This is a genomic window from Kitasatospora sp. NPDC001539, from assembly GCF_040298565.1.
Classification (GTDB): domain Bacteria; phylum Actinomycetota; class Actinomycetes; order Streptomycetales; family Streptomycetaceae; genus Kitasatospora.
In genome coordinates this window covers 21,101-32,795 of record NZ_JBEPAK010000052.1, presented here as the reverse complement: position 1 = coordinate 32,795, position 11,695 = coordinate 21,101, and the positions used below count along the sequence as shown (strand labels likewise).

The following is an 11,695-nucleotide window of genomic DNA, read 5'->3' as shown; positions in this document are numbered from 1 at the left end:
GCCCGGAGCGCGCCGCCGCGGAGTAGTGCGGGTTACCCGTGGCCGGGGCGGTGCTCGGGGCCCGCCCGAGTCCGCTGCGGTCGCGGCCCGTGCAATTAAGCTCGTGCGGTTGTGGCCGAGCGGCCGTACGCACAGCGCGGACGCCGCTCGGTCTCGCAGCAGCCCTCGGTTTTCGGTCCCCCGGTCCCGTGGCTCGGTTGTCTACCCTCGGCCTGGTGGCACCTCGGTCATCCGGCCCCTCGGCCGACCTGGTGTGGTCGGCTGGTGGGCGGCGGGGCCGGGCGCCGGGTGTCAGGCCTCCTCGCGCCAGCCTTCGTGGGAGGCGGCCAGGGTGTCGAGGGCGTGGAGGAGGACCGGGGTCCAGCCGTCGGCAGGGGGGTCGAGGACGACGAGCCACTGGGCGTCCTCGGCGTCGTCCTCGCCGGCCAGGGCGTCGCGGACGATCTCCAGTTCGCCGAGGTCCGGGTGGTCGGCGCTGAGTTCCTCGGCGGCCTCGTCGGCGGCGTCGCGGTCGGGCAGGACGAGCAACTGGCGGACGAAGGGGTCCTCGACGTCCGGGAGATCGGTGGTGTGGTTCTCGGTCACCGGACCATTGTCCAGGTCCGGTCGGGCCGGGCGGCCCCGGGCGGGAGTGTCCGCGGCGCGTGGGATGCTGGTAGGCGATGGCCAGGAAGAGTGCACCCGACGACCTGCTCGCCCCGCTGACCCTCGCGGTCGGCCAGGAGGAGCTGCTGCTGGACCGCGCGGTGGCCCAGGTGGTGGCCGCGGCGAAGGCGGCGGATCCGGACACCGACGTGCGGGACCTGCCGCCCGGCGGCCTCCAGCCCGGCAGCCTGGCCGAGCTGACCACGCCCTCCCTGTTCGCCGAGCGCAAGGTGATCGTGATCCGGGCCGCCCAGGACCTCTCCGCCGACTCCGTGAAGGAGGTCAAGGCGTACATCGAGGCCCCGGCCGAAGAAGTGATCATGGTGTTGGTGCACGCCGGTGGCGCCAAGGGCAAGGGCCTGCTGGACGCCGGGCGGAAGGCCGGCGGCCGTGAGGTGGCCTGCGCCAAGCTGACCAAGGCGAGTGAGCGGCTGGCCTTCGTCAAGGGCGAGTTCCGTACGCTGGGCCGCTCCGCGACCCCGGAGGCCTGCCAGGCGCTGCTGGACGCGCTCGGCAGCGACCTGCGCGAGCTGGCGGCCGCGTGCAGCCAGCTGACCTCGGACGTCGAGGGCACCATCGACGAGACGGTGGTGGCCCGCTACTACAGCGGCCGAGCCGAGGCGACCGGCTTCGAGGTGGCCGACCTGGCCGTCACCGGACGCGCGGCGGAGGCGCTGGAGCGGTTGCGCTGGGCGCTGGCCGTCGGGCAGCCGCCGACCGGCATCACCTACGCGCTGGCCTCCGGCGTGCGCAGCATCGGGCGGCTGGCGACGGCCGGGCGGAACATGCGTCCGGCCGACCTGGCCCGCGAGTTGGGCATGCCGCCGTGGAAGGTCGACCGGGTCCGCCAGCAGATGCGCGGCTGGACCGGTGACGCGGTGGCGACCGCGCTGACCGCGATCGCCCAGGCCGACGCCGCCGTCAAGGGCGGCTCGGACGATCCGGCCTTCGCCCTGGAACGCGCGGTGGTCACGGTTGCCCGCGCCGCCCGGGCGGGTTCCCGCCCCGCCTACTGACGGCTCGGCTCAGCCCGGGAACGGACCGGACCCGTACCTCCGGGCCGAGCCGGTTGCGGCGGCAGTGACGGCGTCGAACAGTCCCGCGTGTCGGGTGCCGAAGCGCTCTGTCCACCCCAGGCGCGATACGGCCGTACCTCGAAGTCCCCTCGCATGCGCATGACCGGTGGCCACGGCGCCCCGACCAGAGCCGGGAACGCGACAGGCGCCGCAGTCGGCCTCTGGGGAAGAGACCGGCTACGGCGCCTGCCGTACAGCTGGTGTGCACCGCACCCGCGTGGCGAACGCAGGCCGCGTGCGGTGCGAGTCTCGCACGCCTCGGGGTTCCGGGTAGAGGGCCGGACGGTCCCGTGGCGGTGGGGGCCATGCCCCCCGGGCGTCAGGCCTGGGTGGCGTTGACGCGCTTGGTGATAGCCGACTTCTTGTTGGCGGCCTGGTTGGCGTGGATGACGCCCTTGCTCACGGCCTTGTCCAGCGCCTTGGAGGCGGCGCGGGCCAGCACGACGGCCTTCTCGGTCTCGCCGGCGGCAGCGGCCTCACGGGCCTTGCGCAGAGCGGTCTTCAGCGAGGACTTGACGGCCTTGTTGCGCAGGCGCGCCTTCTCGTTGGTCTTGTTGCGCTTGATCTGGGACTTGATGTTCGCCACGAAGGAGCCTCAGTCTGTCTAAAAGGATCACGGGTGTCCCCCCGGCCAAGGCCGGGGAGGGGTTGCACGCTGGAGGCCGTCGGTCCAGCTGAGAGGGCATGCCGAGGCCAGGTGCAGCAGCCCACGCTACCAAAGGGCCGCCGCCCGACCCAAACCGGACCTCATGCCGGGGCTCACACCGGACCTCATGCCGAGGCCCACACCGGACCTCGCACTCGGGCCTCACCCCGGACCACATGCCCGGTCGCAGCACCTGGTCGCACAACCGGGCCCGCACCCGGAGCCCGCACCCAGACCCGCACCCGGACCCCGCGCCGGCCGCGTCAGGCGCTCAGCACCGGCTCCCCGTAGTGCTCGACCACCGGGAACGGCTGGTAGAACCGGTGCAGCAGCTCCCGCCACCGGCCGTACTCGGCCGAGCCGCGGAACCCCTCCGTGTGGTCGGCGAGCGTCTCCCACTCCACCTGCAGCAGGAAGCGCGACCCGCGCCCCTCGTCGACGCAGCGCCGCAGTTCCAGCGAGCGGAACCCGCGTTGGACGGCGATCAGCGGGCGGGCCTCGGCGAAGGCGGCGAGGAACTCGTCCTCCTGGCCGGGCAGGACGTCGAGCAGGGCGCTTTCCAGGATCATGCCGGGATCATGGAGGCCCGGCCCGCCACGGCACAAGGGCCGTCCCATCGCTGCACAAGGCCCGTCCCAACGCCCCACAAGGCCCGTCCGGTCACCGCACAAGGCCCCGTTCGGTCACCGCACAGCCGCGCGCCGGAACGCTCCGCGGTGCCCGAACGGCAGTGCGGCCCGCGCTCGTGGGAAGATGGGAAGCACTATTTCGATCGGACGAGACCGTCCGGTCCCCGGGATAGCCGGTCAGCGATGATCCGGACACCCCCGGCCCCGGACCAACGGAGAATCGGACCAAGGTGCCCGCGACCCCCAGCAATGTGCCAGAGCCCAGCCGTACCGACCCGGCGCTGATCCGCAACTTCTGCATCATCGCCCACATCGACCACGGCAAGTCGACGCTCGCAGACCGGATGCTGCAGATCACCGGCGTCGTCGACCCGCGGCAGATGCGCGCCCAGTACCTCGACCGCATGGACATCGAGCGCGAGCGCGGCATCACCATCAAGTCGCAGGCGGTCCGCCTCCCGTGGGCCCCCAGGACCGGGTCGAACGCCGGGACGACGCACATCCTCAACATGATCGACACCCCGGGCCACGTGGACTTCACGTACGAGGTGTCCCGCTCCCTGGCGGCCTGCGAGGGCACCATCCTGGTGGTCGACGCGGCCCAGGGCATCGAGGCGCAGACCCTCGCCAACCTGTACCTGGCGCTGGAGAACGACCTCACGATCGTCCCGGTCCTCAACAAGATCGACCTCCCGGCCGCCCAGCCGGAGAAGTACGCCGAGGAGATCGCCCACATCATCGGCTGCGACCCGGCCGACGTGCTCAAGGTCAGCGCCAAGACCGGTCTGGGCGTCGAGGACCTGCTGGACCACATCGTCAACACCATCCCGGCCCCGGTCGGCGTCGCGCAGGCCCCGGCCCGCGCGATGATCTTCGACTCGGTGTACGACGCGTACCGCGGCGTGGTCACCTACGTCCGTGTCGTGGACGGCCAGCTGAACAAGCGCGAGCGCATCGCGATGATGTCCACCGGCGCCACCCACGAACTGCTGGAGATCGGTGTCATCTCGCCCGAGCCGAAGGTCGCCGACGGCCTCGGCGTCGGCGAGGTGGGCTACATCATCACCGGCGTGAAGGACGTCCGGCAGTCCAAGGTCGGTGACACGATCACCTCCCAGAACAAGGGCGCCACCGAGCCGCTCGGCGGCTACAAGGACCCGCGCCCGATGGTGTTCTCCGGCCTCTACCCGCTGGACGGTTCGGACTACCCGCTGCTGCGCGACGCCCTGGACAAGCTGCGCCTCAACGACGCCGCCCTGGTGTACGAGCCGGAGACCTCGGTGGCGCTGGGCTTCGGTTACCGCTGCGGCTTCCTCGGCCTGCTGCACCTGGAGATCATCCGGGAGCGCCTGGAGCGCGAGTTCAACCTCGACCTGATCTCCACCGCTCCCAACGTGGTCTACCGGGTGATCATGGAGGACGGCACCGAGCACACCGTCACCAACCCGAGCGAGTTCCCCACCGGCAAGATCGCCGAGGTGTACGAGCCGATCGTGCGCGGCACCATCCTGGCGCCCAACGAGTTCGTCGGCGCGATCATGGAGCTCTGCCAGTCCCGCCGCGGCAGCCTCCAGGGCATGGACTACCTGTCCGAGGACCGCGTCGAGCTGCGCTACACCCTGCCGCTCGCGGAGATCGTCTTCGACTTCTTCGACCAGCTGAAGTCCAAGACCCGCGGCTACGCCTCGCTCGACTACGAGCCCATCGGCGAGCAGACCGCCAGCCTGGTCAAGGTCGACATCCTGCTGCACGGCGACGCGGTGGACGCCTTCTCCGCGATCGTGCACAAGGACAAGGCCTACAGCTACGGCGTGATGATGGCCGGCAAGCTGCAGAAGCTCATCCCCCGCCAGCAGTTCGAGGTGCCGATCCAGGCCGCCATCGGCTCCCGGGTGATCGCCCGCGAGACGGTCCGCGCGATCCGCAAGGACGTCCTCGCCAAGTGCTACGGCGGTGACATCTCCCGCAAGCGGAAGCTGCTGGAGAAGCAGAAGGAAGGCAAGAAGCGGATGAAGATGGTCGGCCGCGTGGAGGTCCCGCAGGAGGCCTTCATCGCCGCGCTGTCCACCGACGCCGAGGTGCCGAAGGAGAAGAAGTAGCCGAGAGCGGCACCATGGGATCGGGAAGGGCCCGGGCGGATGCCCGGGCCCTTCCCGTTTCCCGTTTCCCGTTTCCCGTTTCCCGTTTCCCGTTTCCCGTTTCCCGTTTCCCGTTTCCGCTTTTCGCCCAGCCAGCCAGCCAGCCAGCCGGTCAGCCAGCCGGCCGGCCGCCGGCCCGCCGACTACTTCAGCGAGCTGAACACGACCCCGACGATCGCCGCCTTGGCCAGCCGCCCGGCGGCGCCGGTGAGGACGGTGGGCTTCATGGAGTCGTCCGGGTGGACCAGTTGGAGCAGCCCGTCCCGGCGGCCGAGGCTCAGGCAGTGCACGACGTACCGGAACGAGAACGGCTCGGTGGTCCGCCCGTCGAGCAGCTTGCCGACGTACTGCCCCCGCGGCAGGGCGGTGGCGCAGCCCATCCGGAGGGTGCCGATGCCGGGGACGGTGACGGCGGCGGCGTCGCCGACCACGTGGACGTCGGGGTGCGAGACCGACCGCAGGTGGTCGTCCACCAGGGCCCGGCCGCGGTCGTCCACGGCCAGTCCGGCCCGGGCGGCCAGCGGGTGCGGCTCCATCGAGGCGGCCCACACCGTGAGGTCGGCCGTGATCGGACCGGCGGTGGTGCGCAGCCCGTCCGGGGTGACCTCGGTGACGGTGGCGTCCTCGTGGACGTCGACGCCGAGGCGGTCGAGGACGCGGCGGATGTGGGCCCGGCCCTTGGGCGAGTAGATGCCGCCGACCTGCCCGGCGGAGACGATCCGCACCCGCCAGGCGGGGTGGGCCTCGGCGAGTTCGGTGGCCAGCTCGATGCCGGTGGCGCCGCCGCCGACGACGGCGAGGGTGCCGGGGCGGTCGGCTTCGCGGATCAGCCGCCGCACGTCGTCGGCGTGCTCGACGGGGTGGGCGTGCTCGACGGCGCCGGGGACGTCGTGCCAGGCGGTGCGGCTGCCGAGGGCGTAGACCAGGGTGTCGTAGCCGAGGGTGGTGCCGTCGTCCAGGGCGACCTTGTGCCCGGCCAGGTCGAGGTCGACAGCCCGGGCCCGGTGGTGCCGGATCCGGCGGCCGCGCGCCAGTTCCTCGATGGCGGGCCAGTCGCGGCCGCGGCCGGCGGCCGTCTCGTGCTGGCGGATGCGGTGGAGGAGCCGTTCCTCGGGGGCGACCAGGGTGACGCTCCGGTGCCGGGCGGCGCCCTTGGCCGCGGTGAGTCCGGCGTATCCGGCTCCCAGGACGACGATCCGCCGGCCGGTGCCGGTGCCGGTGGTGCTGTTGCTGCTGCTCATCTGGTCCGCCTCCTCGTGAGGGCGTCCCGGCGGGACGCCGTCCGGCTCCTGTGGAGCGCTGTTCGGGAAGGGGACGACGTGGCCGGTCGCGGTGTGACGGTGAGCTGCGTCACGCCTCGACGGCGGTTGTCACGGGGCGGCGACCGGGGTGATCCGGCCGAGCTTCTCCGGATTCACGACGACGTACGCCTCGGTGATCCGTCCGCCGGCCACGGTGAAGGCCAGCACGCCGCCGACGGCGCCGGTGGCCCGGTCGTACCAGACCAGGCCGGGTTCGCCGTTGACCATCGCGTGGCCGGTCGCCAGGTCGGGGGTGAACCACTTGGCGACCAGGCCGGCCACCATGCGGGACACCCGGTCGGCGCCGTGGATGGGGCGGACACCGGCGCGGACGATGCCGCCGCCGTCGGAGTGCCAGACCACGTCCGGGTCGAGGACCTCCATCAGCGCGAGGATGTCGCCCCGGGTGCTGGCGGAGGCGAAGGCCTCGACGGCCCGGCGGTGTTCGGCCGGGTCGGCGCCGCCGGACGGCCGGGCGCCGGCGCGCACCCGGCGGCGGGCCCGGGAGGCGAGTTGGCGGGTGGCTTCGGGGGTGCGGTCCAGGGAGGCGGCGATGTCCTCGAAGCCGACCGCGAACACGTCGTGCAGCACGAAGGCGGCCCGTTCGGCCGGGGTGAGCTGCTCCAGGACGGCGAGCAGGGCGAGTGAGACGGACTCGCCGCGTTCGGCCAGTTCGGCGGGGGAGTCGGGGCCGCTGGTGTAGGTGACGGACGGTTCCGGCAGCCACTCGCCGTAGTAGGCCTCGCGGCGGGCCCGGGCGGAGCCGAGCTGGTCGTAGCAGAGCCGGGTGACCACGGTGGTGAGGAAGGCCCGCGGGTCGGTGACGGTGGCGTGGTCGGCGGCCTGCCAGCGCAGCCAGGCGTCCTGGAGGACGTCCTCGGCGTCGGTGAAGGAGCCGAGCAGCCGGTAGGCGACCGAGCCCAGGTAGCGGCGGTTCGTCTCGAACGCGTCCGGGGTGCGGTCGGCGGCGCTGGGCTGGGCGGTCACGGGAGTCACGGTAGCGAAGGCCGTGGGGGTTGCGAAGAGCCGGGACGGGTGAGTCCCGTCCCGGCTCTCCGGGTGCCGGCCGGGCCGCGGGTGGGGCCCGGCCCGGGTGTCGGCCGGCCGTCGGGCGGCGGGCCGGGGTGTCGGGCGGTCAGCCCGCGCCGACCACCGCCGCGGTCAGTCGACCTCGGCCACGGCCTCCGCGAACTGCGCCTGGTAGAGCCGGGCGTAGGCGCCGCCGGCGGCGATCAGCTCGTCGTGCGAGCCCTGTTCCACGATGGAGCCGCTCTCCATCACCAGGATCACGTCGGCGTCCCGGATGGTGGAGAGGCGGTGGGCGATCACGAAGCTGGTGCGGCCGGTGCGCAGCCGGGCCATGGCCCGCTGGATCAGGACCTCGGTGCGGGTGTCGACGGAGCTGGTCGCCTCGTCCAGGACCAGGATGGACGGCTGGGCGAGGAACGCCCGGGCGATGGTGATCAGCTGCTTCTCGCCCGCGCTGACGCCGGTGCCCTCGTCGTCGATGACGGTGTCGTAGCCGTCCGGCAGGGTGCGGACGAACCGGTCGACGTGGGCGGCCTTGGCGGCCTCGACGACCTGTTCCCGGGTGGCGCCCTGGGCGCCGTAGGCGATGTTGTCGGCGATGGTGCCGCCGAACAGCCAGGTGTCCTGGAGGACCATGCCGATGCCCGAGCGCAGGTCCTCGCGGGACATCGCGGCGATGTCGACCCCGTCCAGGGTGATCCGCCCGCCGCTGACCTCGTAGAACCGCATCAGCAGGTTGACCAGGGTGGTCTTGCCGGCGCCGGTGGGGCCGACGATGGCCACGGTCTGGCCGGGTTCGACCTTGAGCGAGAGGTCCTCGATGAGCGGCTTGTCGGGGTCGTAGCGGAAGGACACGTCCTGGAAGGCGACCCGGCCGCGGACCGCGTCCGGCTTCTCGGGCATGGCCGGCTCGGGGCTCTGCTCGGGGGCGTCGAGGAGTTCGAAGACGCGCTCGGCGGAGGCGACTCCGGACTGCACCAGGTTCGCCATGCTGGCGACCTGGGTGAGCGGCTGGCTGAACTGCCGGGAGTACTGGATGAAGGCCTGCACGTCGCCGATGGAGAGCGCGCCGCTGGCGACCCGCAGGCCGCCGACGACGGCGACCAGCACGTACTGCAGGTTGCCGATCAGCATCATCGCGGGCTGGATGATCCCGGAGATGAACTGGGCCCGGAAGCTGGCCTGGTAGAGCGCCTCGTTGTGCTCGCGGAAGGTCTCGGCGGATTCGCGCTGCCGGCCGAACACCTTGACCAGGGCGTGGCCGGTGTACATCTCCTCGATGTGGGCGTTGAGTTGGCCGGTGGACTTCCACTGCTGGACGAACTGGGGCTGGGCCCGCTTGCCGACCTTGGCGGCGACGACCACCGACAGCGGCACCGAGACCAGCGCGATCACGGCGAGCAGCGGGGAGATCCAGAACATCATCGCCAGCACGCCGACCACGGTGAGCAGCGAGTTGACGACCTGTCCCATGGTCTGCTGCATGGACTGGCCGATGTTGTCGATGTCGTTGGTGACCCGGCTGAGCACCTCGCCGCGCGGCTGCTTGTCGAAGTAGCTCAGGGGGAGCCGGGCGAGCTTCGCCTCGACGTCCTGGCGCAGCCGGTAGCTGGCCGACTGGATCGCCTGGGTGGCGAGGCGCCCCTGGAGGATGCCGAAGCCGGCGGAGGCGACGTAGATGCCGAGCACCCAGAGCAGGACGGAGCCGATGGCGCCGAAGTCCATGCCGTGGCCGGGGGTGAAGTCGACGGCGGAGAGCAGGTCGGCGATGCCGCCTTCGCCGTGGGCGCGCAGCCCGGCGATGACCTCGGCCTTGGAGGTGCCGGGCTGGAAGCGGGCGCCGACCACGCCGGCGAAGATCAGGTCGGTGGCGTCGCCGAGGATCTTGGGGCCGGTCACGGCGCAGCCGATGCCGAGTACGCCGAGGACCAGCACGCCGATCAGCAGTTTGCGTTCGGGGCGCAGCAGGCCGAGCACGCGCTTGCCGGAGCCCTTGAAGTCCATCGACTTCTCGGCGCCCTGGCCGCCCATGAAGCGGCCCGGTCCGGCGGGGCCGCGGCGGGCGGCGGCGGCCTGGGAGTCACTGGGGAGTCTGTCCTCGGGCCCGCCGGACGGCTTCCCGGCGGCCTTCCCGGACGGGACGCCGCCGGGCTTTCCGGAGGGGTTGCCGGAAGGCCTTCCGGAGGGGTTTCCGGGGCTGGTCACGCCGCCTCCTGCTCGGTGAGCTGGGAGAGCACGATCTCCCGGTACGTCGGGTTGTCGGCCATCAGTTCGTGGTGGGTTCCGCTGCCGACGACGGCGCCCTCGTCGAGGACGATGATCCGGTCGGCGTCGCGGATGGTGGACACGCGCTGGGCGACGATCAGGACGGTGGCGTCGGCGGTCTCGCGGGCGAGGGCCTTGCGCAGCCTGGCGTCGGTGGCGTAGTCGAGCGCGGAGAAGGAGTCGTCGAAGAGGTAGACGCCCGGCTTGCGGACGAGGGCGCGGGCGATGGCCAGCCGCTGGCGCTGGCCGCCGGAGACGTTGCTGCCGCCCTGGGCGATCGGGGCGTCCAGGCCTTCGGGCAGCTTCTCGACGAACTCCTTGGCCTGGGCGACCTCCAGGGCGTGCCAGAGCTCCTCGTCGGTGGCGTCGGGGCGGCCGTAGCGCAGGTTGCTGGCGACGGTCCCGGAGAACAGGTACGGCTTCTGGGGGACGATGCCGACGGTCTCGGCGATCGCCTCGGGGGCCAGTTCGCGCACGTCGACGCCGTCCAGGAGGACCCGGCCGCCGGTGGCGTCGAAGAGCCGGGGGACGAGGCCGAGCAGGGTGGACTTGCCGCTGCCGGTGGAGCCGATGATGGCGGTGGTCTCGCCGGGGCGGGCGGTGAGGTCGATCCCGCGCAGCACCGGGGCCTCGGCGCCGGGGTAGCGGAACTCGACGTCGCGCAGTTCCAGGTTGCCGCGGCGCAGGACCTCGGTGATCGGCGCGGCGGGCGGGACGACGCTGGAGGAGGTGGCGAGGACCTCCTGGACGCGTTCGGCGCAGACCTCGGCGCGCGGCACCATCATGAACATGAAGGTGGCCATCATGACGCTCATCAGGATCTGCATCAGGTAGGAGAGGAAGGCGGTCAGCGCGCCGATCTCCATGTCCTGGCTCTCGATGCGGTGGGCGCCGAACCAGAGCACCGCGACGCTGGAGACGTTCACGACGAGCATCACGGCCGGGAACATCATGGACATCAGCCGGCCGACGGCCCGGGAGACCTGGGTGAGGTCCTCGTTGGCCTCGGCGAAGCGGGTCTGCTCGTGGTCGTCCTTGACGAAGGCGCGGATCACCCGGATGCCGGTGATCTGCTCGCGCAGCACCCGGTTCACGGTGTCGATCTTCTTCTGCATGCTGCGGAACTTGGGCCGCAGCGCCCGCACCAGCAGGGTGACGACGACGCCGAGCGCGGGGATGACGGCGAGCAGCAGGCCGGACAGCGGGACATCCTGGTTGAGCGCCATGATGATGCCGCCGACGCACATGATCGGCGCGGCCACCATCAGGGTGAAGCTCATCAGGGCCAGCATCTGGACCTGCTGGACGTCGTTGGTGGTGCGGGTGATCAGGGAGGGCGCGCCGAACTCGCCGACCTCGCGGGCGGAGAAGCTCTGCACCCGGTCGAAGACGGCGGCGCGGACGTCCCGGCCGAAGGCCATCGCCGTGCGGGCGCCGAGGTAGACGGCGCCGATCGAGCAGAGGGCCTGGACGAGGGTGACGCCGATCATCACCGCCCCCAGCCGCAGGATGTAGCCGGTGTCGCCCTTGACCACGCCCTTGTCGATGATGTCGGCGTTGAGCGTCGGCAGGTACAGCGCCGCGAGGGTGGACACCAGCTGGAGTACCACCAGCAAGGTGATCGGTCGGGAATATGGGCGCAGGTACGCCCGGAGCAGTCTGATCAGCACTGGCCCACTCTTGTCGTCGCCGGTCGGGTTCGCACCCCAATTCTCGTGGTTCCGTGTCGTGGTCCGGACGATTCGGGGGCTGTCCGGCTGAGGTTTGCCGGGCCTTTGCCAAGGCGTCCCACGGACCGGGAGTCCGACCGGTGGCCGGGCCAGGAGACGAGCCCGGGGCCGGACCGTGCGACGACCAGGAGACCGACCGGGGACGGGCGGGTCGCGGCAGGGCGGGGCGCGTGCGGGGCGGCCGTGGGGCGGGCGCCCGGGCACGGGCGCCGCGACGCCGTGCCAGCTGGGCCCGC

9 protein-coding genes are annotated in these 11,695 nt (G+C 72.0%); 2 read left to right on the top strand and 7 right to left on the bottom strand.

Translation table 11 applies throughout. The annotated features are described in order from the left end of the window. Window positions 1-291 precede the first annotated feature (291 nt). Complete coding sequence (locus ABT247_RS11635; protein ID WP_350741443.1) at window positions 292-585, bottom strand: hypothetical protein; 294 nt, start codon at window positions 583-585, stop codon at window positions 292-294. Between the two features lie 77 nt (window positions 586-662). Between ABT247_RS11635 and holA the strand changes: the two genes are divergently transcribed. After that, window positions 663-1,661 (top strand): DNA polymerase III subunit delta, encoded by a 999-nt coding sequence (gene holA, locus ABT247_RS11630; RefSeq protein WP_350741441.1) that lies wholly within the window; start codon window positions 663-665, stop codon window positions 1,659-1,661. A gap of 379 nt (window positions 1,662-2,040) precedes the next feature. Here the strand turns inward: holA and rpsT are convergent, their stop codons facing one another. Both rpsT and ABT247_RS11620 read right to left on the bottom strand, forming a co-directional pair. Next, the gene (gene rpsT, locus ABT247_RS11625; protein ID WP_350741439.1) at window positions 2,041-2,307 is read right to left on the bottom strand and encodes a 30S ribosomal protein S20; all 267 of its coding nucleotides are present in this window, start codon (window positions 2,305-2,307) and stop codon (window positions 2,041-2,043) included. A 323-nt stretch (window positions 2,308-2,630) separates the two neighbouring features. After that, a complete protein-coding gene (locus ABT247_RS11620; protein WP_350741437.1) occupies window positions 2,631-2,936 on the bottom strand; it encodes an antibiotic biosynthesis monooxygenase family protein in 306 nt (101 codons plus the stop codon). Between the two features lie 290 nt (window positions 2,937-3,226). Here ABT247_RS11620 and lepA point away from each other — a divergent pair, with 290 nt between their 5' ends. Next, window positions 3,227-5,095, top strand: coding sequence for a translation elongation factor 4 (gene lepA / locus ABT247_RS11615; protein ID WP_350741435.1), 1,869 nt, complete (start codon window positions 3,227-3,229; stop codon window positions 5,093-5,095). 182 nt (window positions 5,096-5,277) lie between these two features. On the opposite strand, the gene ABT247_RS11610 is transcribed toward lepA, so the two are convergent. The 4 genes from ABT247_RS11610 to ABT247_RS11595 form a co-directional block, all read right to left on the bottom strand. Continuing rightward, the gene (locus ABT247_RS11610; RefSeq protein WP_350741433.1) at window positions 5,278-6,375 is read right to left on the bottom strand and encodes an NAD(P)/FAD-dependent oxidoreductase; all 1,098 of its coding nucleotides are present in this window, start codon (window positions 6,373-6,375) and stop codon (window positions 5,278-5,280) included. A gap of 129 nt (window positions 6,376-6,504) precedes the next feature. Further along, window positions 6,505-7,422 carry an RNA polymerase sigma factor SigJ gene (gene sigJ / locus ABT247_RS11605; protein ID WP_350741431.1) on the bottom strand — a complete coding sequence of 306 codons (918 nt, stop codon included), beginning with the start codon at window positions 7,420-7,422 and terminating at the stop codon, window positions 6,505-6,507. A gap of 174 nt (window positions 7,423-7,596) precedes the next feature. Next, window positions 7,597-9,495 carry an ABC transporter ATP-binding protein gene (locus ABT247_RS11600; protein WP_350741449.1) on the bottom strand — a complete coding sequence of 633 codons (1,899 nt, stop codon included), beginning with the start codon at window positions 9,493-9,495 and terminating at the stop codon, window positions 7,597-7,599. Between the two features lie 170 nt (window positions 9,496-9,665). After that, entirely contained in the window at window positions 9,666-11,399 is a 1,734-nt protein-coding gene (locus ABT247_RS11595; protein ID WP_350741429.1) for an ABC transporter ATP-binding protein, read from the bottom strand. Between the last annotated feature and the right edge of the window lie 296 nt (window positions 11,400-11,695).